Raw genomic sequence first — 24,594 nt, 5'->3', positions numbered from 1 at the left:
AGGCGAGGGCGTTGCCCTCGTTTCGCGATACAAGGCCGCTCCTGCAAGGTATGGCGTACACCGTACCCTGCAGGAGCGGCCTTGCGTCGCGATGGGCCGCAATGCGGCCCCAATAGCCATCATGCGTTAGCGAGCCACCAATGCCCCACCCGCGTCCTTACAAAGTTGCACTCAACGGTTATGGCCGCATCGGCCGCTGTGTCCTGCGCGCACTGTTCGAGCGGGGGGCAAAGGCCGGTTTCGAGATCGTTGCGCTGAACGACCTGGCCGATCAGGCCAGCATCGAATACCTGACACGCTTCGACTCCACCCACGGGCGTTTCCCCGGCGAGGTGAAGGTCGATGGCGACTGTCTGCATATCAATGGCGACTGCGTGAAAGTCATGCGCAGTGCCACCCCTGAAGGCATCGACTGGGCCGACCTGGGTGTCGACCTGGTGCTGGAGTGCTCTGGTGTCTACCACACCCGCGCCGATGGCCAGCGTTTCCTCGATGCCGGCGCGCCGCGCGTGTTGTTCTCGCAGCCCATGGCCAGCGAGGCCGATGTCGATGCCACGGTGGTCTATGGCATCAACCAGGGCTGCCTGACCGGCAGCGAACGCCTGGTGTCCAATGCCTCCTGCACCACCAACTGCGGCGTACCGCTGCTGCGCGTGCTGGACCAGGCATTCGGCATTGAGTACGTGCAGATCACCACCATCCACTCGGCGATGAACGACCAGCCGGTGATCGACGCCTATCACCACGAAGACCTGCGCCGCACGCGTTCGGCCTTCCAGTCGGTGATCCCGGTGTCCACTGGTCTGGCGCGCGGCATCGAACGCCTGCTTCCGGAACTTGCCGGGCGAATCCAGGCCAAAGCGGTACGCGTGCCGACCGTCAACGTCTCGTGCCTGGACATCACCCTGCAGACTGCCCGCGACACCAGTGCGGCCGAGGTCAACCGGGTGCTGCGCGAGGCCGCGCAGAGCGGCCCGCTCAAAGGCCTGCTGGCCTACACCGAGCTGCCTCACGCCAGCTGTGATTTCAACCATGACCCGCATTCGGCCATCGTCGATGCCAGCCAGACCCGCGTTTCAGGCCCTCGCCTGGTGAACCTGCTGGCTTGGTTCGACAACGAATGGGGGTTCGCCAACCGTATGCTCGACGTTGCCGAACATTATCTGCACGTCGTCCACCCAACCCGCAGCAAACAGCCCTGAAGGACTGCATTCATGACCGTGTTGAAGATGACCGACCTCGACCTGCAAGGTAAGCGCGTACTGATCCGCGAAGACCTCAACGTGCCTGTGAAGGACGGTGTGGTAACCAGCGATGCGCGTATCCTGGCAGCGCTGCCGACCATCAAGCTGGCCCTGGAAAAGGGTGCGGCGGTAATGGTCTGCTCGCACCTGGGCCGCCCGACCGAAGGTGAGTTCTCTGCCGAGAACAGCCTCAAGCCGGTTGCCGACTACCTGAGCAAGGCCCTGGGCCGCGAAGTGCCGCTGGTTGCCGACTACCTGGGCGGCGTTCAAGTGAACGCAGGTGACCTGGTGCTGTTCGAGAACGTGCGCTTCAACAAGGGCGAGAAGAAAAACGCCGACGAGCTGGCACAGCAGTACGCCGCCCTGTGCGACGTGTTCGTCATGGACGCGTTCGGCACCGCTCACCGTGCCGAAGGCTCCACCCATGGCGTGGCCAAGTTCGCCAAGGTCGCTGCCGCCGGTCCACTGCTGGCGGCCGAGCTGGACGCGCTGGGCAAGGCCCTGAAGGCCCCGGCCAAGCCAATGGCGGCCATCGTCGCCGGCTCCAAGGTGTCGACCAAGCTGGACGTGCTGAACAGCCTGAGCAGCGTCTGTGACCAGTTGATCGTCGGTGGCGGCATCGCCAACACCTTCCTGGCCGCTGCCGGCCACCCGGTTGGCAAGTCGCTGTACGAGCCTGACCTGGTCGAAACCGCCAAAGCCATCGCCGCCAAGGTCAGCGTGCCGCTGCCGGTCGACGTCGTGGTTGCCAAAGAGTTCGCCGAAACTGCCGAAGCGACCGTCAAGGCTATCGCTGACGTAGCTGCCGACGACATGATCCTGGATATCGGCCCGCAGACTGCCGCCAATTTCGCCGAGCTGCTGAAGTCGTCGAAGACTATCCTGTGGAACGGCCCGGTCGGCGTGTTCGAGTTCGATCAGTTCGGCAACGGCACCAAGGTGCTGGCCAAGGCCATCGCTGAAAGCGCTGCGTTCTCCATCGCCGGTGGTGGCGACACCCTGGCCGCTATCGACAAATATGGCGTCAGCAAGGATATCTCCTACATTTCTACCGGTGGCGGTGCCTTCCTCGAGTTCGTCGAAGGCAAAGTGCTGCCAGCCGTGGCGATCCTGGAAGAGCGGGCAAAAGCCTGACAATGGTGGCGCCTGGCAAAGGGAGCGGCCTGATGGTCAAACAATTGCCTGTGATGATCCTGGCCGGCCTGCTGGGCGCCTGCTCCAGCGGGCCGTCGTCGGATGCCGACCCGGCGCAGCCGCCCAAGGGCGGTTGCTACCAGTCCGAGTGGCAGGCCGAGACTGTGCCGGTCATCAGCAAGCGCGTAGGCCCGGAAGGCCTGGAAAAGTATGACGAAGAACACCAGCGCCAGGCGCCGGGTTGCCCTTGAAGCGAATAGCGGCACCGAGCGTTTCGTCGGGGCAGGCAACCAAGCGACCGCTATGTGGTCATCTAGAGGATATGTAATGAAAGCGCTGCTGGCCTCGATGGCCCTGGCGACACTGGCAGGATGCTCGCTGATACAACCTGCACCTTCCGCCCCGGCGGACAACTGGACCCGCTGGGTTTGCGACACCCAGACCGAAGTGCTGTGGCGCTTCGCGGATGCTCAACGGGACCAGGTTGACGTACGCCTCGGCGGCGGCGACCAGGTCTACAGGCTCAAGTCCGAGCCGGGCGCCTCTGGCGCGCTGTACAGCGATGGCGTGCTGGCCTTCCACACCAAGGGCGAAGAAGGCCTGGTGTACTGGGTGGCAACCAACGATCTGATTGGGCGGGGCTGCAAGGCACCGTGACTGGCCGGGCCGCACAGGCGGCCCACACTACTTGAACAGCAACCGCCCCTGCGGCAGGCTTGCACGAAACAAACGACGCTTGTCGGGAGAGAGATACACAATGGCACTCATTAGCATGCGCCAGATGCTGGACCACGCCGCCGAGTTCGGTTACGGCGTTCCGGCTTTCAACGTCAACAACCTCGAGCAGATGCGCGCCATCATGGAAGCGGCTGACAAGACCGACTCCCCGGTGATCGTCCAGGCTTCGGCCGGCGCCCGCAAATACGCCGGTGCCCCGTTCCTGCGCCACCTGATCCTGGCCGCCATCGAAGAATTCCCGCACATCCCGGTGTGCATGCACCAGGACCACGGCACCAGCCCTGACGTGTGCCAGCGTTCCATCCAGCTGGGCTTCAGCTCGGTGATGATGGACGGCTCGCTCGGCGAAGACGGCAAGACCCCGACCGACTACGAGTACAACGTCCGCGTTACCCAGCAGACCGTGGCCATGGCCCACGCCTGCGGCGTTTCGGTGGAAGGCGAGCTGGGCTGCCTGGGTTCGCTGGAAACCGGCATGGCCGGTGAAGAAGACGGCATTGGTGCCGAAGGCGTGCTGGACCACAGCCAGATGCTGACCGACCCGGAAGAGGCCGCCGACTTCGTCAAGAAGACCCAGGTGGACGCCCTGGCCATCGCCATCGGTACCAGCCACGGTGCTTACAAGTTCACCAAGCCACCTACCGGTGACGTGCTGGCCATTGACCGCATCAAGGAAATCCACAAGCGCATCCCTAACACCCACCTGGTGATGCACGGTTCTTCCTCGGTACCGCAAGAGTGGCTGGCGATCATCAACCAGTACGGCGGCGACATCAAAGAAACCTACGGCGTACCGGTCGAAGAGATCGTCGAAGGTATCAAGCACGGCGTGCGCAAGGTCAACATCGACACCGACCTGCGCCTGGCCTCTACTGGTGCCATGCGCCGCCTGATGGCTCAGAACCCAAGCGAGTTCGACCCACGCAAGTTCTTCGGTGAAACCGTGAAGGCCATGCGTGACGTGTGCATCGCCCGTTACGAAGCTTTCGGCACTGCCGGCAATGCCTCGAAGATCAAGCCGATCTCCCTGGAAGGCATGTTCCAGCGCTATCTGAAAGGTGAGCTGGCCGCCAAGGTCAACTGATCCACAGGTCCAGCCCTGAAAAACCCGCAGCGATGCGGGTTTTTTTATGCGTCGAAAATGCTGCAAGGGTACCGTTAGTCGGCTACCGTGAAACTTATTCACTGATAGCGATCTGATTGCATTGCTTGTCGGAACCGCAGGTCTAGAGTATTAATCGGATCCAATAGCACGTCGAAGTCGGTCAAACAAGAGAAGCAGCATGGATGGCGCTTACCCTCAACCACTGGATGGCAAGTCGGTTCTCCTGGTGGTAGACGATTACCCGGAAAACCTCATTAGCATGCGGGCCTTGCTGGCGCGCAACGATTGGCACGTATTGACCGCAAGCTCGGGGATGGAAGCCTTGGGTACGTTGCTTGAGCACGAGGTCGATCTGGTGCTGCTCGATGTGCAGATGCCCGAAATGGACGGTTTCGAAGTGGCGCGCCTGATGCGCGGCAGCCAGCGAACCCGGCTAACCCCGATCATATTCCTCACCGCCAACGAGCAGTCCGATGCTGCCGTGCTCAAGGGTTATGCCAGCGGTGCTGTGGATTATCTGTTCAAACCGTTCGACCCACAGATACTCAAGCCCAAGGTGCAGGCACAGCTGGACCAGCAGCGTAACCGGCGCATGCTGCAGCGGCTGACGCGCGAGCTGGAAGCCGCCCGGGCGTTCAATGCCTCGATCCTCGAGAATGCCGCCGAAGGCATCCTGGTGGTGGATGCCGAGGGCGTCATCAGCTTTGCCAACCCGGCGATCTCGCGCTTGATGCATACCCCGGTCGAGCAACTGCAGGGTGCCAACCTGCTCGATCTGCTGCAGTTGGCCAACGCCACCCTGTGGAGCGAATCCGAGTTCCACAACGCCTACCTCGCGCGGCAGATCGTGCGGGTTCATGATGCCCACCTGCGCCTCCCAGGTGGGCAGCTGGTGCCTGTGGCACTGTCATGCGCGCCGTTGCCGGCGGAGCAGCAGGCCATGGTGGTCACGGTGCTGGACATGTCGGTGGAGCGCAACCTGCATCAGCAACTCGAATACCAGGCGGTGACCGACCCCTTGACCGGGCTGCTCAACCGCCGCGGGTTCTACCAGGCCGCCGAAGGCGTATTGCTGCGCGGCGAGCGCTCGAACAAGGTTCAGGCCCTGATGTACATGGACCTGGACGGCTTCAAGCGGATCAATGACTCGTTGGGCCATGAGGCCGGAGACAGGGTGCTGCGCTGGGTGGCCGAGCAGATCAAGGACTGCCTCGGCAGCGAGGCGCTGCTGGCGCGCATGGGCGGTGATGAGTTCACCGCGCTGTTCGACGGCTTGCCCTACCCGGAACAGGCCGGGCGCCATGCCGAGAAGCTGCTCGAGCGGGTGTCGATCCAGCAGCAGGTGGAGGGGCTGGATGTGTGCCTGGGGGTCAGCATTGGTATCGCCACCTATCCCGACTGTGGCGGCAATGTCGAAGGCCTGCTGCGCGCCGCCGACACGGCCATGTACGCAGCCAAGCAGGCCGGTCGCCAGCAGTATCGCTTCTATGATCAGGAACTCAACGGTCGCGCCCGCTCACGGCTGATGCTTGAGGACAGCGTGCGCAATGCCATCGAGGCCCAGGATTTCAGCCTCGTGTACCAACCCCAGGTGGCCTTTGCCGATGGCCAGCTACGAGGTTTCGAGGCCCTGCTGCGCTGGCAGCATCCGAGCGTTGGCGATGTGCCGCCAGGGCTGTTCATACCCTTGCTGGAGGAAGCACGGCTGATCAACCGTCTGGCCAGCTGGATCTATCGCCAGGGGGCCGCGCAGCGTCAGGCCTGGTGCCAGTGTTTCGCCCCAGAGCTGGTGTTGGGTATCAGCCTGAGCCGGGCGCAGTTTTCCATGCCTAGCCTGGTCGATGAATTGCAGCGGGTGATTCAGGATTACCAGCTCGACCCGGCGCAACTTGAGGTCGAAGTGGCCGAGACCTCGCTGATGTACAACATCGACACGGCGATCAAACAGATTCACCGCCTGCGCGAGCTGGGCGTGCGTGTGGCACTGGACGATTTCGGTGCTGGCGACTGCTCGCTGCGCATGTTGCGCGACCTGCCTATCGACACGTTGAAGCTGGACCGCCATCTGGTGGCGCGCCTGCCGGACTCGGCGGCGGATACCGCGTTGGTGCGCAGCGTCATCGGCCTGTGCGCGGACTACGGCATCACCGTGATCGCAGAGGGTGTTGAAACACAGGCCCAGGCTGCGTGGCTGAAGGCAAACGGTTGCGCTTACGTGCAGGGCTTTCTGGTCGCGCACCCGATGACGGCTGTTGATGCCACTGGCTTCCCGGCGATTTTTCCCTGGCTGCGGCCGTGATTGGCTAGAATCGGCATTCGTTACGCCGAATGCCATGCCATGACCGTATTACGCTATTTGCAAGCCTACCCACCGCACCTGCAGGAGCAGGTGCGGCAGATGATCGACAGCGACCGCCTGGGCGAGTACCTGCAGCGCCGCTACCCCGGCCGCCATGACGTGCAGAGCGACAAGGCGCTGTACGGCTATGCCCAGGACCTGCGCCAGCAATACCTGCGCAGTGCGCCAAACCTGGACAAGGTGCTGTTCGACAACCGCCTGGACCTGACCCACAGGGCCCTGGGGCTCAATACTGCGGTATCGCGGGTGCAGGGCGGCAAGCTCAAGGCGAAGAAGGAAATCCGTATCGCCTCGCTGTTCAAGGAGGCGGCGCCGGAGTTCCTGCGCATGATCGTGGTGCACGAGCTGGCGCACTTGCGCGAGCGCGATCACAGCAAGGCGTTCTACCAGCTCTGCCGGCACATGGAGCCGGCTTACCACCAACTGGAATTCGACCTGCGCGTCTACCTGACCTATCGGGAGTTGCCGGGCAACCTGTAAGGATCACGCAGCATGGATGTGAGCAAGACCAAGAGCAGTTTCTACCGCCGCCTGTACGTGGCCTGGCTGATCGACAGCCAGACCGCCACCAGCGTGCCGGCGCTGATGGAGGCCACCGGCATGCCGCGGCGCACGGCACAGGACACTATTGCCGCACTTGCCGACCTGGATATCGTCTGCGAGTTCGAGCAGCAGGAAGGTGCGCGCAACCATGCCGGGCATTACCGCATCCATGACTGGGGGGCGATCGACAAGCAGTGGATCATCCGCCACCTGCGGCAGATCAGGGAAGTACTGGGGTATCCGTGACCTTGCGCATGCCGATATGCGGGATGTCGTCTTCCAGGTATTGCTCGCCCACCACCTCGAAACCGTGCCGGGCATAGAAACCCTGCAGATGTGCCTGGGCCGACAGGTAAACCGGCGTCCCAGGCCAGCAGTGGCCGGCTGCTTCCAGCCCTTTCATCAGCAACGGATGCCCGAGTTTCAGTTCGCGCGCGTCAGGTGAAGTCACTACCCGCCCGATGACCACATCGCCACCCTGCAACTGCGGATCGAGCAGGCGCAGGTAGGCCACCAGCTTGTCATCCTGCCAGCCCATCAGGTGCAGGGTGTCGCCCGCCAGGTCCTGGCCATCGACTTCCTGATAGGCACAGCGCTGTTCGACCACGAATACGGCGGTACGAAGTTGCAGAATGGCGTAGAGCTCATGTTTGTCGAGGTCGGAGTGATGCTTGCAGAGCCAGTGGATGGACATGGTGGTAACTCCTGAAATTGATGACGGATCATCGCAAATTTTCCAGTCACGGCCAAAATAGAGGCTAAATGACATTATTGTCCGCTGCCCCACACAGCGGCCTTTGTGTACTCTCATCTGCGATTCGCCTTCCACAGCGTGTGCCTCCCACTGCAAAAGGACTTCTGCATGCGGCCACTGCTTTGCGCGTTAGGTTTGTTGGGTGCGCTCCTGGCAGCACCTGCATTTGGCCAGGACAGGCTGCGGCTGGTAGCCGACAACTGGCCACCGTTCACTGACAGCGGGATGCCTGGCGGCGGTCTGGCTACCAGCCTGGTCACCACGGCACTGGCCCGCGCCGGGTATGCCAGCGGCTACGAGGAAGTGCCGTGGGCGCGGGCATTGATGGGCATTGGCGACGGGCGCTATGACGTGCTGATCAGCGCCTGGTATAACGATGCGCGTAAACAGATCGGGCAGTTTTCCGAGGGCTACCTGAGCAATCGCATTCGCCTGCTCAAGCGCAAGGGCGACACGTTCCGTTACAAGCATCAGGCTGACCTTTATCCCTACAGCATTGCGGTCGTGCGCGACTATGCCTATTCACCGGCGTTTGATGGCGATACTCGCTTGAATAAGGTGGAGGTGCGCGATTTCTCTACCGCCGTGCGCATGCTGGCAGCCGGAAGGGTGAACCTGGCAGTTGAGGACGAATACGTGGCGCGCTACAACCTGCAGCGCGAGCCGCAGCAGGTGCGCGATGGCGTGACGCTGATGGAGCCGCTGCTGGGGGAAAATAGCCTGCATATTCTGGTCAGCCTGAAGCACCCTGATCACCAGCAGATCGTCGAACGGTTCGAGCAAGCTATCGCGGCGATGAAAGCTGATGGCAGCTATGCAAGGCTGCTACACCAGCATGGCTTCTGATCTCGACGCTCTGTTCCGGCCTATTCGCGGGTTTACCCGCGAATAGGCCGGAACAGGAATAACTCAGGCTGACGGTGCCTCTTTGATCAGGTGTGCAGCCAGCGTGCGCAAAGGCCCCAGCTGCCGGCAGATCAACGCCAGCTGCGTCTGCACCAACCGCTGATGTTCATCCAGCTCTTCCGGCATTTGCTCCAGGGCATTGGCCAGCGCCTCTTCGGCGTCACTGTGAATCGCTACTGGCAGCCGCGCCGCCAGGCCATTGGCAATTTCGTCCAGGCTATTGGCCACGCTTTGCCCGGCGCCATCGATCAACTGCTCCTGCACCTCTGCCGGCAAGGCTGTATCGCGATGCGCGCCCAGCCCTGACAGGTAACTGAGCAAGGTATGCGACAGCACCAGGAAGCGGAAACCGACATCGGCTTCCTTACGGAAATGCCCAGGCTCCATGAGCATGTTGGCCAGTGTGGTCGACAGCGCCGCATCGGCGTTGTGGGCGTTGCGCCGGGCCAGGCGGTAGGCGAGGTCGTCGCGCTTGCCGTGGGCGTATTGCTGCATGATCTGGCGCAGGTAAACGCTGGCGCAGGCCAGGGTGTTGGCCAGCGCCTTGTTCAGCCGCCGGCCCTGCCAGTCGGGGAGGAACAGGAATACTGCGAGGATGGCGATCAGGCTGCCGACCAAGGTGTCGAACAGGCGCGGCAGGAACAGGCCATAGCCATCGCCGATCTGGTTGAAGCAGAACAGCACCATCAGCGTGATTGCAGCCGTGGCCAGGGTGTAGCGGGTGGTGCGGTTGACGAAGAACACCACGCCCGCAGCCACGGCGAACAGCGACTGGATGACCGGGTTGGGGAACAGGTCGAACAGCGCCCAACCGACGGTCAGGCCGACCGCCGTGCCGAAGATCCGCTGCACCAGCTTGCGCCGGGTGGCGCCATAGTTGGGCTGGCAGACGAACAGTGTGGTGAGGATGATCCAGTAGCCTTGGGTCGGGTGGATCAGGTGCACCATGCCGTAACCGATCGACAGCGCCAGTGGCAGGCGCAGGGCGTGGCGAAACAGCAGCGAGGTCGGCGTCAGCTGGGTGCGCAGGCGCGTCCATACGTCCTTCAGGGTGCGTGGCGAGCGGTCGAGCAGGCTGCTGTCGCTGGCATCGGCCAGGCTGTCGGGGTTGCTGGCGGCGCTGAGCAGGCGGTCGAGGGTCGCCAGGTTGGCGGCCAGGGCACGCAGCGAACGCAGCAGGCCACGCCAGGCCGGGTTGCTCTGGATGCGCAGGTGTTCAAGCGAGGCGTTGAGGTCTTCCAGTGCCTCGGCGAAACCTGTGGCCAGCACGAAAGGCTGGCGCAGGCGGATCGAGCGGGCCAGCTCCTGGCAGGATGCGCCTTGTTTGCGCAGCAGGCGTTGGCAGCGGAACATCACATCGCTGTGGAAGAACGCTTCGTTCAGGGCGTTGTAGGGGTAGTGCGAGGCGCTGACCCGTTCGTGGATGTCCTGGGCCAGGAAGTACAGCTTGAGGTAGCGGCTGACCTTGGAATTCGGCTGGCTGTTGCCGACCCGGTGCAGGATGATTTCCTTGGCCGCGTTGAGCGCCGCCACCACTTTGCCATTCTGCTGGGCCAGCGCCAGGCGCTGGGCCTCGACATCGAGGTTGCGGATCGGCTCGAACAGGCTGGCCTTGAGCTTGAGGTAGCTGCCAAGTTCGAAGAACAGCTTGGCCAGGCTCTGCTGCACCGGCTGGTTGGAAAACAGCGCCTGCCACAGCACTGAGAGCAAGCCGTACCAGGCCGCGCCCGCCACCAGCAGCATCGGCTCGTGCCAGAAGTCGGTGACCATTCCGCCACGCTGGTCCACGCCGATCATGGTGTACACCGAAGTGATCAGCGTTGCCGAAGCAATCGCGCCATAGCGCTCGCCAAGGGCGCCGAGCATGGTCAGGCCAAACGCGGCCAGCGCCAGGGCGATGACGAAGATCCACGGGTAGGGGAACAGCAACTCGACCGCCAGCGCGGCGATGGCAAAGCAGGTGAGGGTAACGGCCAGGGCGCTGAGGCGGCCTTGCCAGCTGTCATCGGTCTCGGCCAGGGCGCTGGCGATGATGCCGAGGAACAGCGGAATCAGCAGCGCCATCTCGTTCTGGTACCAGCACAGGGCCAGGCTGCCGGTGAGGGCGATGGTGACCCGGATGCTGTAGCTGAACTTGTCTTGGCCCCACAGGCGACGCAGTGACTGACGGAACGAACTCGATGACATGATGGCCTGCTAGGCAGTGATCGAATGAATGCATTGCAGCACGGCCAGCAAGAAGCGTTCCGTGCTGCTGAATGGATTCTACTCTACACGAACTGCGCAGCGGCGTTGGCGGATGCCCAGGCCCACTGGAAATTGAAACCGCCCAGGTGGCCAGTGACGTCGAGCACTTCGCCGATGAAATACAGGCCGGGGCTTTTCAGCGATTCCATGGTCTTGGACGACACTTCGCGGGTGTCCACGCCACCGAGGGTGACTTCCGCGGTGCGGTAGCCTTCGGTGCCGGCCGGCACCACCTGCCAGTTCGCCAGTTTTTCGGCGATCTGCGCCAGTTCCGCCGGGGTGTACTGCTTCAACGGCCGGGATTCGAACCACTGCTCGGCCAGCAGGTTGGCCAGCTTGCGGGTGAACACCTCGCCCAGCACGGTCTTCAGTTCGGCGTTGGCGCGCTCGGCTTGCACCTGCTGCAGCCAGGTCAGTGCATCGCGATCTGGCAGCAGGTTGATCTCCACCGTGTCGCCAGCCTCCCAGAACGACGAGATCTGCAGGATCGCCGGGCCACTGAGGCCGCGGTGGGTGAACAGCAGGTTCTCGCGGAAACTGGTGCCATTGCAGCTGGCGGTGCAGTCCAGCGAGGTGCCCGACAACTCGGTGCACAGCGCCTTCAATTGGGGCTCGGTGATGGTGAACGGCACCAGCCCGGCGCGGGTCGGCAGCAGGGTGTGGCCAAACTGACGGGCCACCTGGTAACCGAAACCGGTGGCACCCAGGGTCGGGATTGACAGGCCGCCGGTGGCGATCACCAGCGATTGGCAGGCGAACTGGCCGCCACTGGTCTGCAGCAGGTAGCCGGTTTCGGTCTTCTCGATCTGTTCGATGCTGGTGTGCATGCGGATCTCGGCGCCGGCGTCGTCGCATTCGGCCAGGAGCATGTCGAGGATGTCGCTGGCCTTGTTGTCGCAGAACAGCTGGCCGAGTTTCTTCTCGTGGTACGGCACGCCATGCTTGGCTACCAGCTCGATGAAGTCCCATTGGGTATAGCGAGCCAGGGCCGACTTGCAGAAGTGCGCGTTGTGCGAGAGGAAGTTGCCCGGCTCGGTGTACATGTTGGTGAAGTTGCAGCGGCCGCCGCCAGACATGAGGATCTTCTTGCCGGGCTTGTTGGCGTGGTCGAGCAGCAGCACCCGGCGGCCACGGCGGGCGCTGAGCTGGGCGCACATCAGGCCGGCGGCGCCGGCGCCGAGGATGATCACGTCGGTGGAGTGCACGGTGTTACCTCTTCAGAATTGCCGGGGCTGCTTTGCAGCCCTTTCCGACCGGTCCGGCGCCCCGGCAAGGCCGCTCCTACAGGGGATCGCATATTCCTGCAGGAGCGGCCTTGCCGGGGCGCCGGACCGGTCGGAAAGGGCCGCGAAGCGGCCCCAAAATAGGTCAGACGATACGGACTTTCAGGGCGCGGCCCTTGATCTTGCCGCTGTTCAGCCGCTGCATGGCCTGCTTGGCCAGTGCCCGCTCCACAGCAACAAAGGCCTGGAAGTCGAAGATGGCGATCTTGCCCACCTGCTTGCCCGGGATCCCGGCATCACCAGTCAGCGCGCCCAGAATGTCGCCCGGGCGCAGCTTGTCCTTGCGCCCGGCGGCGATGCACAGCGTGCTCATCAGCGGCAGCAGTGGCGCGCCGCCCTGGTTCTTCAGGCTATCCAGCTGGTCCCAGCGCAGCGGGCTTTTCTGCAGGTCTTCAATGGCCTGGGCACGGTGGCCTTCGGCCGGCGCCACCAGGCTGACCGCGACGCCTTTCTCGCCAGCACGGCCGGTGCGGCCCACGCGGTGCACATGGATCTCGGCATCACGGGCCAGCTCGACGTTGATGACCATGTCCAGGCCATCGATATCCAGGCCGCGGGCCGCCACGTCAGTGGCTACCAGCACCGAGCTGCTGCGGTTGGCGAACATGGTCAGCACCTGGTCGCGGTCACGCTGTTCCAGGTCGCCGTGCAGGGCCTGGGCGACGATGCCCTTGGCGGTCAGGTGGGCAACCACGTCCTCGCACTGCTGCTTGGTGAAGCAGAACGCCACGCACGATTGCGGGCGGTAGTGGCCAAGCACACGGGTGACGGCATCCAGGCGCTGCTGCGGGTCGATCTCGATGAAACGCTGCTCGATCTGGTTGTCGGCGTGCAGGCTTTCAACCTTGACCTGTTGCGGCTTGCGCATGAAGTCGGCAGCCAGCTGCTCGATGCCGGCCGGGTAGGTGGCCGAGAACAGCAGGGTCTGGCGGCGCGACGGGGTCTTGCCGATGATGCTGGCGATAGCGTCGAAGAAACCCATGTCGAGCATGCGGTCGGCTTCGTCCAGCACCAGGGTGTTCAGGCCGTCGAGCACCAGGGTGCCTTTGTCCAGGTGTTGCTGGATGCGCCCCGGCGTGCCGACGATGATGTGCGCACCGTGTTCCAGCGAGGCAATCTGCGGGCCCAGCGACACGCCGCCGCAGAGGGTGAGGATCTTGATGTTGTCCTCGGCGCGCGCCAGGCGGCGCAGCTCCTTGGCCACCTGGTCGGCGAGCTCGCGGGTGGGGCACAGCACCAGCGCCTGGCAGCCGAAGTAGCGCGGGTTGATCGGGTTGAGCAGGCCGATGCCGAAGGCGGCGGTCTTGCCGCTGCCGGTCTTGGCCTGGGCGATCAGGTCCTGGCCACGCAGGATGACCGGCAGGCTCTGGGCCTGGATCGGCGTCATCGAGGCATAGCCGAGGGCGTCCAGGTTGGCCAGCATGGCAGAGGACAGCGGCAAGGTGGCAAAGGCGGTGGATTCGGTGGTCACGAGGCGGGCCTGCGGTGCGAAGCGAAAAATGCCGCACAGTCTACCAGCCTCATGGCCATTCGCCCTACGACTCCATGTGTTGTTCCGGACGACGGGCACGCCTTCCGTCCGTCGGCGACAGTTGCAGGAAGATCGCCGCCGCCAGCATGGCCATCACCCCGATGGTCACAAAGGTCAGCTGGAAGGCGCCCAAGGTGGTCTCCACGCCTTCGGCACTGCCCGCTGCGGTGAAACCGCCGAGCAAGGCACCGGCGCAGGCCACGCCGAGGCTCAGCGACAGCTGTGCGACCACCGACAGCAGGCTGTTGCCGCTACTGGCGCTGGCGTCGTCGAGGTCGATCAGGGTCACCGTGTTCATCGCCGTGAACTGCATCGAGTTGACCGCACCGAGCAGGGCCAGCTGCACCAGCAGCACGGCATAAGGCGTCTGTTCATCGACCAGGCCCAGGCTGGCCAGCAGGATGCCCAGCAGCAAGGTGTTGCCGGTCAGCACGATGCGGTAACCCAGGCGCTCGATCAGTGGCCGGGCGACGGACTTGGCGATCATCGCCGAGGCGGCCAGCGGAATCATGCTCATGCCGGCCTGGGCCGGCGAATAGCTCAGCGCTACCTGCAGCAACAACGGCACCAGGAACGGCAGGGCGCCGCTGCCCAGGCGCGAGAACAGGTTGCCGAGGATGCCGATGGCAAAGGTACGCACGCGGAACAGGCTGGGCGAGAACAGCGGCTCTGGGTCGCGGCCGGCGCGCAGCCAGTAGGCGGCCAGGCAGGCCATGCCGGCGAACAACAGCAACATCACCCGCAGGTGTGGCAGGTGCAGCTCGCCCAGGCCCTCCATGGCGATGGTGATCAGCACCATCGCGGCGCCGAACAGGATGAAGCCGGGGCCGTCGAAGCGGGTGCGCTCGACCCCGCGCAGGTCGGGGATGAACTTCCATACCGCATAGCAGCCCAGCGCACCGACTGGCAGGTTGAGCAGGAAGATCCAGTGCCAGCTGAGGATTTCCACCAGCCAGCCGCCCAGGGTCGGGCCCAGCAGCGGGCCGAGCAGGCCGGGGATGGTGATGAAGCTCATGATCCTCACCAGTTCGGTACGCGGGTAGGCGCGCAGCACCACCAGGCGCCCGACCGGCAGCATCAGCGCACCGCCCAGTCCCTGCACGATGCGGGCGAAAATCAGGAAACCGAGGCTGTTGGCCGTGGCACACAGCAGCGAGCCGAAGCTGAACAGCAGGATGGCGCTGAAGAAGATGCGCTTGGTGCCGAAGCGGTCGGCAATCCAGCCAGAGGCGGGGATCAACAGGGCCACGGTGAGCATGTAGGCGATGATCACGCCCTGCATGCGCAGCGGGTCTTCGGCCAGTGAGCGGGCCATGGCCGGCAGGGCAGTGTTGAGAATGGTGCCGTCCAGGGACTGCATGAAGAAAGCGATGGCCACCACCCAGGGGATCCAGCGGGCGGTGGTGGGGTCCAGCGGTGCTCGATCTGGCATGACGTCCTCTTTTGTCTGTGCCGGCCCTATCGCGGCTAAAGCCGCTCCTACAGGAATCGCATATCCCCTGTAGGAGCGGCTTTAGCCGCGATAGGGCCGGTAATGCCAATCACAATGTCAGGGTCAGCCCTTTGACCAGCGCCCCCGGCAGATGGCTCGACCCGGTACTGCGCTGCCCGTAGGTGCTGGTCGACAGGATCATCTCGCGCTCCTGGGTCAGGTCCTCCAGCTGGCTGCCAAGCAGGCTGTACAGGCTGTCATCGAAGCGCATGGTGCTCACCGGCCCCTGGATCTCGCCGTTTTCCACCCAGAACGTGGCGAAGCGGGTCAGCCCGGTCATGCGTGCGGCTGGCAGGTCAGAGTAGTTCAGGTACCACAGGTTGCTGATGTACAGCCCGGTGCCCAGCCGCTCAAGGACCTGCTCGCTGGGCAAGCTGCCCGGTGCCAGGCTCAGCGCGCACGGCGACTCGTAGCTGTCGGCACCATTGGCCAGCAGCTCGAATTCCGCTGCGCTGCGGGCACTGACCAGCCGCTGCAACGCTTTACCCTGCTGAATCAACGGTACATCCAGGCGCGGCGAGCCCTCGTCGGAGAATGCCGGGCTCAGCGAGCCGCTGACCTGCTCGCTGAAACTGACCAGCGGGTGCAGTTGCGCATCGCCGTTGTACAGGCGCTGCAGGGCACTGTTGCCCGTGGCCAGTGCCTGCGCGGAGAAACCGCCCCAGCAGAGCATGCCGGCGATTTCGTCCATGGCCGCAGGCGCCAGGTAGGCACGGTAGCTGCCAGGTTTCAGGGTAACGGCCGGGCGGCCGAGGAAACCCAACTGCTCCCGAGCCTGGCGCAGGCGGGCGGTGAAATCGTCGGCGCTCCACTGCTGGCCGGCATAGTTGGCTTTCACGGCCTGGCCATTGCTGTGGAACAGGCTCCAGTCGAAGTTGAAGCTGTTGGCCTGGTGCCAGCCAAATGCTCCGAACGAGCTGGCAAAGCCTCGGCAGATCGGGCCGGCGGCGTAGATGCCAACCAGGTCCAGGTCGCCAGCCTCACGGTCGAGCAGAGCCAGTACCTGATCCAGCTCGGGCAGCGGTTGATCCTGCTGGCTGAGGTTGTGCCAGGCGTTGTCGTCCAGGCGCAGGTACGGGTCGACGGCCAGCAGCGGCAGAGTCTGGCGCAACTGCTCCAGGGCTGCGCTCAGGCGTTGCAGGTCAAGCTGTGCGTCACCACTCAGGGTCACCTGCTGTTCTGCCTGGCGGCCGTCACGGATCAACCGCAGTTGCGCGCTGGCCTGGCTCACCTCGCCGGCCTGGCGCACCTTGGCGTGGTTGAAGCGCACGAACTGCGACTGCTCGGCACTGAAGCCCAGGGTGAACTGCTCGCCAGGTTGCAGGGCATCTTGCACGGCGGCGACCAGGGTCTGGAAAAGGTGTTTCATCAGGCGTCCCCTCCGAATACGTCGATCTGGCGGAATACGCAGGCGGGCGAGGCATGCCCGACCCGCACCACCTGGTTGGGTTCGCCCTTGCCGCAGTTGGGCGTGCCCAGGACCTGGAAGGTGCTGCGGTCGCCGACCGCCGCCAGGTTGCGCCAGAACTGTGCGGAGATGCCACGGTAGTTGGGGTTCTTGACGATGCCCTTGAGCTCGCCGTTTTCGATCAGTTGGCCCCATTCGCAGCCGAACTGGAACTTGTTGCGTGCATCGTCGATGGACCACGAGCGGTTGGTGCGCATCAGGATGCCGTGCTCGATGCCCTGGATCAGCTGGTCGAGAGGCTGATCGCCGGGCTCGATGTTGAGGTTGGCCATGCGGTCGATCGGCGCGCGGTTCCAGCCGCAGGCGCGGCTGTTGGCAACTCCGTCCAGGCCCGAGCGGAACTGCGACAGCGCACCACCCAGCGGGCGCAGCAGCAGGCCATCGCGGATCAGGAACTGCTTGCTCGCTGCTGTGCCGTCATCATCGAAGCTGTAGCTGGCCAGTTCTTCGCCAATGGTCGGGTCGAAGGTCACGTTGAGCAGGCTGGAGCCGTACTGCAGGTGGCCGAAGTCACTGGCTTTGACGAAGCTGGTGCCTGCGTAGTTGCGCTCGTCGCCGAGGATGCGGTCCATCTCCAGTGGGTGGCCGATGGACTCGTGGATCTGCAGCATCATCTGGTCGGGCATCAGCAGCAGGTCACGCGGGCCGCTTGGGGTGTTCGGCGCCAGCAGCAGCTGCAGCGCCTGGTCGGCGACCTGACGGGCGGCGCCGACCAGGCCGCAGCGTTCGATGATCTCGAAACCGCCTTGCTGGCCGAAGTTGTCGCGGCCCAGGCTGCGGCTCTGGCTGTCCTGGCCGTCGCTGGCGGTGACGCTCAGGCCCGGGAACAGGAAGCGCTGGGCATGGCGCAGCTCGGCGCCGGCCGAGTTCAGGTAGGTCTGCTCGACCAGACTCAGGCCCAGGCTGGCCTGCCAGTCCACCAGGCGGGTGTCCTTCGGCACGCTGGCCGATTCAGCGGCGAGCAGGCCAAGGCAGTCGGCCAGGTTTGGCACGGGTTGGTCAAAATTGGGCGAAACATGGTCGTGGCGGGCGCTGGTCACCGGCTGCTCGCGCAGGTCGAGCAGGCTGTGCCGGGCAACCTGCCGGGCCAGTGCCTCGGCCTGCTCCAGTGCCCTTTGCAGGCCGGCCTGTGACAGGTCGGCGGTGGCCGCATAGGCCTCCACGCCATTGACCCGCACCGTGAGCATGGCGCCCTCGTCCTGGCTGAAGTGGGGTGGTTCGGCCACATTGCGGCGAACCGAAAGCGCCTGGTGCGACTGTTTCACATGGCGCAGGGAAAACAACTCGGCCGTGCTGCGTAGCGCGGCAAAGCGCTGGCGCAGCAGGGCGCTGGAATCGAACATGCACAAGCCTCCGTTTTCACGGTGGCTCCCCCTAGAACCACCCGTCTTGCATGGCAAGGCACGTGTCGTCGCGCGCCTCGAGCAATGCCAGCTCATTATGGCAGCCAGGAATTTCCCAGGTCAGGAAATAACGTGCGGCCTGCAGTTTGCCGAGGTAGAAATCGCGGTCGACGGGGTTGCCCTTGAGCAAGCCTAGTTCGGCGTGGATGGCTTGTTCCAGCCAGCGCCAGCCGATTACGCAGTGGCCGAAGGCCTTGAGATACAGGGCAGAGTTGGCCAAGGCACCGGCGATCTTGCCCTGGGCCAGGTCGCCGAGCAGGGCAAGCGTTACCGACTGCAGGCGGTTGACCAGTTGCTCCAGTGGTTGGCGCAGGGTGTCCAGGCCCGGATGATGGCTGGCGCGTTCGGCGGTGGCGGCGATCAGCCGGATCAGTTGCTTGAGGCCTGCACCGTTGTTCTGCGCCAGCTTGCGGCCCAGCAAGTCAAGTGACTGGATGCCCTCGGTGCCTTCGTGGATAGGGTTCAGGCGGTTGTCGCGGTAGTACTGCTCCACTGGGTACTCGCGGGTGTAGCCGTGGCCGCCGAGAATCTGGATTGCCAGTTCGTTGGCCTTGAGGCAGAAGGCCGAGGGCCAGGACTTGACGATCGGGGTCAGCAGGTCGAGCAGCTCCTGGGCCTGTTTGCGTACGTTCTCGTCGCTGGCAGTATGGGTGTCGTCGAACAGTCGCGCAGCGTACAAACCCAGGTCGAAGGCGCCTTCCACATAGGCCTTCTGCGCCAGCAGCATGCGTTTTACATCGGTGTGCTCGATGATCGGCACGGCCGGGCTTTGCGGGTCCTTGTTGTCCGCCAGGCGGCCTTGTGGCCTTTGGCGAGCGTATTCCAGCGAATACAGGTAACCGGCGTAACCGAGCATCACTGCACCCATGCCAACACCGATGCGCGCCTCGTTCATCATCTGGAACATGCACGCCAGGCCCTGATGCGGCTGGCCGACCAGATAGCCGACGCACTGGCCGTTGTCGCCAAAGTTCAGCGCGGTGGAGGTGGTACCGCGCCAGCCCATCTTGTGGAACAGTCCGGCCAGCAGCACATCGTTGCGTGGGCCACGGCTGCCGTCGTCGTTGACCAGATACTTAGGCACGATGAACAGCGAAATACCCTTAACACCAGGCGGTGCGTCCGGCAGCTTGGCCAGCACCATGTGCACGATGTTTTCCGACAGCTCGTGGTCGCCGCCAGAGATGAAGATCTTGTTGCCCTTGAGGCGATATGTGCCGTCGCCCGCGGGTTCGGCGCGGGCACGGATATCGGCCAGCGAAGAGCCTGCGTGTGGTTCGGTCAGCGCCATGGTGCCGAAGTAGCGGCCGTCGATCATCGGCTGCAGGTAAAGGCGCTTCTGCTCGTCGGTGCCGAAGCTCTCGATCAGGTTGGCCGCGCCCATGGTCAGGAACGGGTAGGCCGTGGTGCCGGCATTGGCGGCCTGAAAGTGGGCGAAGCAGGCCTGCGAGACCAGGCTGGGCAACTGCATGCCACCAACTTCGAAATCGCGGTTGGCGTTGAGGAAGCCGGCTTCGAGGAACGCGTCGACGGCGGGTTTCACTTCAGGGATCAGCTCGGCACGGCCGTCTACGTAGCGCGGCTCGTTCTCGTCGGCTTTGCGGTTGTGCGGAGCGAAGAACTTCTCGGCGATGGTACGCGCGGTGGACAGCGCCGCGTCGAAGGTTTCGCGGCTGTGTTCGGCGAAGCGCGGGCGCTGGGTCAGGGCCTCGGCGTCGAGGACTTCGTAAAGTTCGAAGGCGAGGTTGCGGGGGCTGAGCAGGGTCTCGGGCATGGGGGCGGTCCTTGAGCGGGCGTCAGCCGAGTCTAGGTGGTGGGGCAGGGTGGAGGGAGGTTAATAGGTTTGGGTGATATGGCTATAGAAAGGGTGGGGGCATACAGGTGCCTGTCTTGGTTGTTTCAGCGCCTATGAAATCCAGCGCCGCCCGCGCGGCGCATCGCGGATAAATCCGCTCCTACATCTGTTGCAACGTGCCGAACCTGTTGCGCCATGGTTGCCCGCCCTGGCGCATGAATTGAGCCCTACAAACAAGGCTGACAACCATGACCTGACAGGCATGGCCGCGTTGCAACAAATGTAGGAGCGGATTTATCCGCGATGCGCAGCGCGGGGGAGGCGCTCGATCTATCAGGCGCCAACCATCTCAAGACATGCGCCCATAAAAAAGAGAGCCGAAGCTCTCCTTTTTCATCAGCAGCCCCTGGCGTTAGCCAATGGTCATCAGGCTGGCGTTACCGCCCGCCGCCGCAGTGTTCACACTCACCGCGCGCTCGATCACCAAGCGCTCCAGCGCAATCTGGTGGTCGCCGCTGGACAGCCCGTGTACACCGACAATCGCCCCGGCACGCTTGGCCACCTGCTGGCACACGCCACGCAGCTGATCCGAGTCGCCATGGTGGATGACAGCGTCGAACGCCACTTCATCCTTGTTCCAGTCTGCCACCAGCTTGACCTTGGCCTGCAGTTCCTTCGGCAGGCGGCCGCGCAGGGATTTGCCTGGCTCGCCGTCAGCCCACACCGCCGAGCTACCGACGGCCAGCACGGCTGCGAACTGCGCCAGCAGGTCGGCCTCGTTGTCTGCCAGGCACAGCACGTGCTCGCGCGGCAGGATGGTGTAGGTGTTGCGCTCGCCGGTCGGGCCGGGCAGCAGGCGGGCGATGCCGCTCTGCGATTGGCCGGCGAACTGGTTGCACAGTGCGGCCAGTTCGGCCTGCTGGTTGCTCTCGGCCCAAGCCTTCAGGGCGTGCAGCGGCTTGATCAGTTGGTCGTGCAGGGCACGGTCCGGCTGGCCTTCACCATCCTGCTGCTGGAAGTGACGGCCAATGGCGTCGGCCGGGCGGGTCGACAGCAGGCGGTACAGGTACAGCGGGCCGCCGGCTTTCGGACCGGTGCCGGACAGGCCTTCACCACCGAACGGCTGCACGCCCACCACGGCGCCAACGATGTTGCGGTTGACGTACATGTTGCCGGCGTTGGCGGTTTCCACCACCTTGGCGATGGTCTCGTCGATGCGGGTGTGCACGCCGAGCGTCAGGCCGTAGCCGGAGGCGTTGATCTGCTCGATCAGCTGGTCGAGGTTGCGACGGTTGTAGCGCACCACGTGCAGCACCGGGCCGAAAATCTCACGCTTCAGCTCGTCGAAGCTGTCCAGCTCGATCAGGGTTGGCATCACGAAGGTGCCACGCTTGATCTCGGCTGCATCGGCGATTGCGACTTGGTAGACCGCGCGGCCTTTCTCGCGCATGCCCTGGATGTGCTTCTCGATACCAGCCTTGGCTTCGGCGTCGATCACCGGGCCAATGTCCACGGCCAGGCGGTCCGGGCAACCCAGGCGGCTCTCGGCCATGGCGCCCTTGAGCATTTCGATCACGCGGTCGGCGGAGTCTTCCTGCAGGCACAGTACACGCAGGGCCGAGCAACGCTGGCCGGCACTGTCGAAGGCCGAGGACACCACGTCGATCACCACCTGCTCGGTCAGCGCCGAGGAGTCGACGATCATTGCGTTCTGGCCGCCGGTTTCGGCGATCAGCGGGATCGGCCGGCCCTGGTTGTCCAGGCGGCCAGCGACGTTGCGCTGCAGCAGGCGGGCGACTTCGGTGGAGCCGGTGAACATCACGCCTTTGACGCGCTCATCACCGACCAGGCCGGCGCCGACAGTTTCGCCGCGACCTGGCAGCAGTTGCAGCACGCCTTCCGGAATACCGGCTTCCAGCAGCAGGCGCACGGCCTGGGCAGCGATCAGCGGGGTCTGCTCGGCAGGCTTGGCCAGCACCGGGTTACCGGCAGCCAGGGCTGCGGCTACCTGGCCGGTGAAGATCGCAAGCGGGAAGTTCCACGGGCTGATGCACACCACCGGGCCCAGCGGGCGGTGGGCGTCGTTGCTGAAGTCATTGCGTGCCTGCACCGCGTAGTAGCGCAGGAAGTCCACGGCTTCGCGCACTTCGGCGATGGCGTTGGCGAAGGTCTTACCGGCTTCGCGGATGAGCAGGCCCATCAGCGGCTGGATTTCGGCTTCCATCAGGTCGGCGGTGCGTTCGAGGATTGCAGCACGCTCGGCCGGTGGGGTGGCCTGCCAGATCGGCGCGGCGTTCAGTGCACACTGGATGGCATTGTCGACGTCGGCAACGGTGGCTTCCTGCACGTGGCCGACCACGTCGCGGTGGTCCGCCGGGTTGAGTACCGGTACGGCAGCAACTTCGCTGGCGGCGCAGGCCAGCAGTGGGGTGGCTTTCCAGTCGTTGTTGGCAGTGGCCAGCATGGCGCAGGACAGCGACGCCAGGCGGTGTTCGTTGGCCATGTCGATGCCGGCCGAGTTGGCGCGGTCGCTGCCATAGAGCTCGCGCGGCAGCGGGATACGTGGGTGCGGCAGGCCGATGCTGCCTTCCTGGGTGCCCATGCGTTCGATGCTGGTGACCGGGTCGGCGACCAGTTCCTGGATGGAGATCGAGTGGTCGGCGATACGGTTGACGAACGAGGTGTTGGCGCCGTTTTCCAGCAGGCGGCGGACCAGGTAGGCCAGCAGGGTTTCGTGGGTGCCGACAGGGGCGTACACACGGCATGGACGGTTCAGTTTGCCGTCGGCGATCTTGCCTACAACCTGTTCGTACAGCGGTTCGCCCATGCCGTGCAGGCACTGGAACTCGTACTGGCCCGGGTAGTAGTTCTGGCCGGCGATGTGGTAGATGGCCGACAGCGTGTGGGCGTTGTGGGTGGCGAACTGCGGGTAGATCGCCTCCGGCACGGCCAGCAGCTTGCGGGCACAGGCTACGTAGGATACGTCGGTGTACACCTTGCGGGTGTAGACCGGGTAGCCTTCCAGGCCTTCGACCTGGGCGCGCTTGATCTCGCTGTCCCAGTAGGCGCCTTTTACCAGGCGGATCATCAGGCGGTGGCGGCTGCGCTTGGCCAGGTCGATGACGTAGTCGATCACGTACGGGCAGCGTTTCTGGTAGGCCTGGATAACGAAGCCGATACCGTTCCAGCCAGCCAGGGCCGGCTCGAAGCACAGGCGCTCGAGCAGGTCGAGGGACAGCTCCAGGCGGTCGGCCTCCTCGGCGTCGATGTTCAGGCCGATGTCGTACTGCTTGGCCAGCAGGGTCAGCGACAGCAGGCGTGGGTACAGCTCTTCCATCACGCGCTCGTACTGGGCGCGGCTGTAGCGTGGGTGCAGGGCCGACAGCTTGATCGAGATGCCCGGGCCTTCATAGATGCCGCGGCCATGGGACGCTTTGCCGATCGAGTGAATTGCCTGCTCGTAGGACGCCAGGTATTTCTGTGCGTCATGCTCGGTCAGTGCGGCTTCGCCAAGCATGTCGTAGGAGTAGCGGAAGCCCTTGGCTTCGAAGCGGCTGGCGTTGGCCAGGGCTTCGGCGATGGTCTCACCGGTCACGAACTGCTCACCCATCAGGCGCATGGCCATGTCGACGCCCTTGCGGATCATCGGTTCGCCGCTCTTGCCGATGATGCGGGTCAGCGAGGAGGTGAGGCCGGCTTCGTTATGGGTGGATACCAGCTTGCCGGTCAGCAGCAGGCCCCAGGTGGCGGCGTTGACGAACAGCGACGGGCTGTTGCCCAGGTGCGGCTGCCAGTTGCCGTTGCTGATCTTGTCGCGGATCAAGGCGTCGCGGGTGCCTTTGTCAGGGATGCGCAGCAGGGCTTCGGCCAGGCACATCAGGGCAACGCCTTCCTGGGACGACAGGGAAAATTCCTGCAGCAGGCCCTGGACGATGCCGGCACGGCCGCCAGCACTCTTCTGATTGCGCAGTTTCTCCGCGATGCCGGCGGCCAGCTTGTTGGTGGCTTCGGCCAGCGGGGCGCTCAGGCGCGCCTGCTCCAGCAGCATCGGCACCACTTCCTGCTCGGGGCGGCGGTAGGCGGCGGTGATTGCGGAACGCAGTACCGACTGCGGCAGGATGCTTTCGGCAAATTCGAGGAAGCATTGGTGGGCGTGGTCTGGCTGCACTTCACCAGCGTCATCGGCCAGGTTGTTGGCGTGACCGTTGAGTTCGGTCAGGGTTGCGCCACCCTCGAGCTTCTCCAGGTAATTGAAGATCGCTTGCTTGATCAACCAGTGCGGCGTGCGGTCGATGGACTGCGCAGCTGCTTTGAGTCGCTCACGGGTCGGGTCGTCAAGTTTGACCCCAAGGGTGGTCGTCGCCAATTTTCTTATCCTCATTATTGCCACGGTTGTGGCTTAAGCTGCGCCAAGATTAGCTGTAGCCGTTTTCGGGTGCAACCAGGTGCAACCCGATTTTTTTAAGGAAAAGGTGCAACTCGTCTGGTGATATTTCCTACAGGCTAAAAAGAAACCATTACGGTGCATTTTCTTATGGGAAACGCCGTTTTTGCTCCAAAAAGAAGCAAAAAACAGGTTTTTTCCGAAACTG

Annotated in this window: 18 protein-coding genes; 9 read left to right on the top strand and 9 right to left on the bottom strand. The window is 64.0% G+C overall.

What is annotated here, in order from left to right; all coding sequences use genetic code 11:
• Positions 1-140: 140 nt before the first annotated feature.
• From epd to BUQ73_RS24040, 8 genes are all read left to right on the top strand, one after another.
• Entirely contained in the window at positions 141-1,202 is a 1,062-nt protein-coding gene (gene epd / locus BUQ73_RS24075; protein WP_079229966.1) for an erythrose-4-phosphate dehydrogenase, read from the top strand.
• 12 nt (positions 1,203-1,214) lie between these two features.
• Positions 1,215-2,378, top strand: coding sequence for a phosphoglycerate kinase (locus BUQ73_RS24070; protein ID WP_027920687.1), 1,164 nt, complete (start codon positions 1,215-1,217; stop codon positions 2,376-2,378).
• A gap of 32 nt (positions 2,379-2,410) precedes the next feature.
• Complete coding sequence (locus tag BUQ73_RS24065) at positions 2,411-2,629, top strand: hypothetical protein (RefSeq protein ID WP_079230615.1); 219 nt, start codon at positions 2,411-2,413, stop codon at positions 2,627-2,629.
• Positions 2,630-2,705: 76 nt separating this feature from the next.
• A complete protein-coding gene (locus BUQ73_RS24060) occupies positions 2,706-3,035 on the top strand; it encodes an MliC family protein (protein WP_027920689.1) in 330 nt (109 codons plus the stop codon).
• 100 nt (positions 3,036-3,135) lie between these two features.
• Complete coding sequence (gene fba / locus BUQ73_RS24055) at positions 3,136-4,200, top strand: class II fructose-bisphosphate aldolase (RefSeq protein ID WP_008093958.1); 1,065 nt, start codon at positions 3,136-3,138, stop codon at positions 4,198-4,200.
• A gap of 199 nt (positions 4,201-4,399) precedes the next feature.
• The gene (locus BUQ73_RS24050) at positions 4,400-6,520 is read left to right on the top strand and encodes a putative bifunctional diguanylate cyclase/phosphodiesterase (protein WP_079229965.1); all 2,121 of its coding nucleotides are present in this window, start codon (positions 4,400-4,402) and stop codon (positions 6,518-6,520) included.
• Positions 6,521-6,559: 39 nt separating this feature from the next.
• Entirely contained in the window at positions 6,560-7,060 is a 501-nt protein-coding gene (locus BUQ73_RS24045; protein ID WP_079229964.1) for a M48 family metallopeptidase, read from the top strand.
• 12 nt (positions 7,061-7,072) lie between these two features.
• Positions 7,073-7,369 carry a winged helix-turn-helix domain-containing protein gene (locus tag BUQ73_RS24040; RefSeq protein ID WP_012312450.1) on the top strand — a complete coding sequence of 99 codons (297 nt, stop codon included), beginning with the start codon at positions 7,073-7,075 and terminating at the stop codon, positions 7,367-7,369.
• On the opposite strand, the gene BUQ73_RS24035 is transcribed toward BUQ73_RS24040, so the two are convergent.
• Positions 7,344-7,817: a GNAT family N-acetyltransferase gene (locus BUQ73_RS24035; RefSeq protein WP_027920692.1), complete on the bottom strand. Its 474-nt coding sequence runs from the start codon at positions 7,815-7,817 to the stop codon at positions 7,344-7,346. The two genes, BUQ73_RS24040 and BUQ73_RS24035, sit on opposite strands and share 26 nt — an antisense overlap.
• A gap of 168 nt (positions 7,818-7,985) precedes the next feature.
• Here BUQ73_RS24035 and BUQ73_RS24030 point away from each other — a divergent pair, with 168 nt between their 5' ends.
• Positions 7,986-8,723 (top strand): substrate-binding periplasmic protein, encoded by a 738-nt coding sequence (locus BUQ73_RS24030; RefSeq protein ID WP_079229963.1) that lies wholly within the window; start codon positions 7,986-7,988, stop codon positions 8,721-8,723.
• 63 nt (positions 8,724-8,786) lie between these two features.
• Here the strand turns inward: BUQ73_RS24030 and yccS are convergent, their stop codons facing one another.
• The 8 genes from yccS to putA form a co-directional block, all read right to left on the bottom strand.
• Positions 8,787-10,970, bottom strand: a complete 2,184-nt coding sequence (gene yccS / locus BUQ73_RS24025) for a YccS family putative transporter (protein WP_027920694.1) — start codon at positions 10,968-10,970, stop codon at positions 8,787-8,789.
• An 83-nt stretch (positions 10,971-11,053) separates the two neighbouring features.
• Entirely contained in the window at positions 11,054-12,235 is a 1,182-nt protein-coding gene (locus tag BUQ73_RS24020; RefSeq protein WP_079229962.1) for an NAD(P)/FAD-dependent oxidoreductase, read from the bottom strand.
• A gap of 163 nt (positions 12,236-12,398) precedes the next feature.
• Positions 12,399-13,736, bottom strand: coding sequence for an ATP-dependent RNA helicase DbpA (gene dbpA / locus BUQ73_RS24015; RefSeq protein WP_237772799.1), 1,338 nt, complete (start codon positions 13,734-13,736; stop codon positions 12,399-12,401).
• A gap of 112 nt (positions 13,737-13,848) precedes the next feature.
• The gene (mdtD, locus tag BUQ73_RS24010; protein WP_079229960.1) at positions 13,849-15,276 is read right to left on the bottom strand and encodes a multidrug transporter subunit MdtD; all 1,428 of its coding nucleotides are present in this window, start codon (positions 15,274-15,276) and stop codon (positions 13,849-13,851) included.
• A gap of 109 nt (positions 15,277-15,385) precedes the next feature.
• The gene (locus BUQ73_RS24005; protein ID WP_079229959.1) at positions 15,386-16,705 is read right to left on the bottom strand and encodes a TldD/PmbA family protein; all 1,320 of its coding nucleotides are present in this window, start codon (positions 16,703-16,705) and stop codon (positions 15,386-15,388) included.
• Positions 16,705-18,147 (bottom strand): TldD/PmbA family protein, encoded by a 1,443-nt coding sequence (locus BUQ73_RS24000; RefSeq protein ID WP_079229958.1) that lies wholly within the window; start codon positions 18,145-18,147, stop codon positions 16,705-16,707. The genes BUQ73_RS24005 and BUQ73_RS24000 overlap by 1 nt, the downstream gene beginning before the upstream one ends.
• A 31-nt stretch (positions 18,148-18,178) precedes the next feature.
• A complete protein-coding gene (locus BUQ73_RS23995) occupies positions 18,179-19,981 on the bottom strand; it encodes an acyl-CoA dehydrogenase (RefSeq protein WP_079229957.1) in 1,803 nt (600 codons plus the stop codon).
• A gap of 433 nt (positions 19,982-20,414) precedes the next feature.
• On the bottom strand, positions 20,415-24,368 hold the full coding sequence (gene putA / locus BUQ73_RS23990; protein ID WP_079229956.1) for a trifunctional transcriptional regulator/proline dehydrogenase/L-glutamate gamma-semialdehyde dehydrogenase: 3,954 nt from the start codon (positions 24,366-24,368) through the stop codon (positions 20,415-20,417).
• Positions 24,369-24,594: the final 226 nt, after the last annotated feature.

Source organism: Pseudomonas putida, assembly GCF_002025705.1.
GTDB classification, from domain to species: domain Bacteria; phylum Pseudomonadota; class Gammaproteobacteria; order Pseudomonadales; family Pseudomonadaceae; genus Aquipseudomonas; species Aquipseudomonas putida_J.
Note: the sequence above shows the minus strand (reverse complement) of the source record. Positions and strands in the feature narration are given on the sequence as shown.

Bases quoted from the DNA above. Each gene is read 5' to 3' on its own strand.
- epd (WP_079229966.1), top strand. From the start codon at position 141: ATGCCCCACCCGCGTCCTTACAAAGTTGCACTCAACGGTTATGGCCGC.
- BUQ73_RS24070 (WP_027920687.1), top strand. From the start codon at position 1,215: ATGACCGTGTTGAAGATGACCGACCTCGACCTGCAAGGTAAGCGCGTA.
- BUQ73_RS24065 (WP_079230615.1), top strand. From the start codon at position 2,411: ATGGTCAAACAATTGCCTGTGATGATCCTGGCCGGCCTGCTGGGCGCC.
- BUQ73_RS24060 (WP_027920689.1), top strand. From the start codon at position 2,706: ATGAAAGCGCTGCTGGCCTCGATGGCCCTGGCGACACTGGCAGGATGC.
- fba (WP_008093958.1), top strand. From the start codon at position 3,136: ATGGCACTCATTAGCATGCGCCAGATGCTGGACCACGCCGCCGAGTTC.
- BUQ73_RS24050 (WP_079229965.1), top strand. From the start codon at position 4,400: ATGGATGGCGCTTACCCTCAACCACTGGATGGCAAGTCGGTTCTCCTG.
- BUQ73_RS24045 (WP_079229964.1), top strand. From the start codon at position 6,560: ATGACCGTATTACGCTATTTGCAAGCCTACCCACCGCACCTGCAGGAG.
- BUQ73_RS24040 (WP_012312450.1), top strand. From the start codon at position 7,073: ATGGATGTGAGCAAGACCAAGAGCAGTTTCTACCGCCGCCTGTACGTG.
- BUQ73_RS24035 (WP_027920692.1), bottom strand. From the start codon at position 7,817: ATGTCCATCCACTGGCTCTGCAAGCATCACTCCGACCTCGACAAACAT.
- BUQ73_RS24030 (WP_079229963.1), top strand. From the start codon at position 7,986: ATGCGGCCACTGCTTTGCGCGTTAGGTTTGTTGGGTGCGCTCCTGGCA.
- yccS (WP_027920694.1), bottom strand. From the start codon at position 10,970: ATGTCATCGAGTTCGTTCCGTCAGTCACTGCGTCGCCTGTGGGGCCAA.
- dbpA (WP_237772799.1), bottom strand. From the start codon at position 13,736: ATGCTGGCCAACCTGGACGCCCTCGGCTATGCCTCGATGACGCCGATC.
- mdtD (WP_079229960.1), bottom strand. From the start codon at position 15,276: ATGCCAGATCGAGCACCGCTGGACCCCACCACCGCCCGCTGGATCCCC.
- BUQ73_RS24005 (WP_079229959.1), bottom strand. From the start codon at position 16,705: ATGAAACACCTTTTCCAGACCCTGGTCGCCGCCGTGCAAGATGCCCTG.
- BUQ73_RS24000 (WP_079229958.1), bottom strand. From the start codon at position 18,147: ATGTTCGATTCCAGCGCCCTGCTGCGCCAGCGCTTTGCCGCGCTACGC.
- BUQ73_RS23995 (WP_079229957.1), bottom strand. From the start codon at position 19,981: ATGCCCGAGACCCTGCTCAGCCCCCGCAACCTCGCCTTCGAACTTTAC.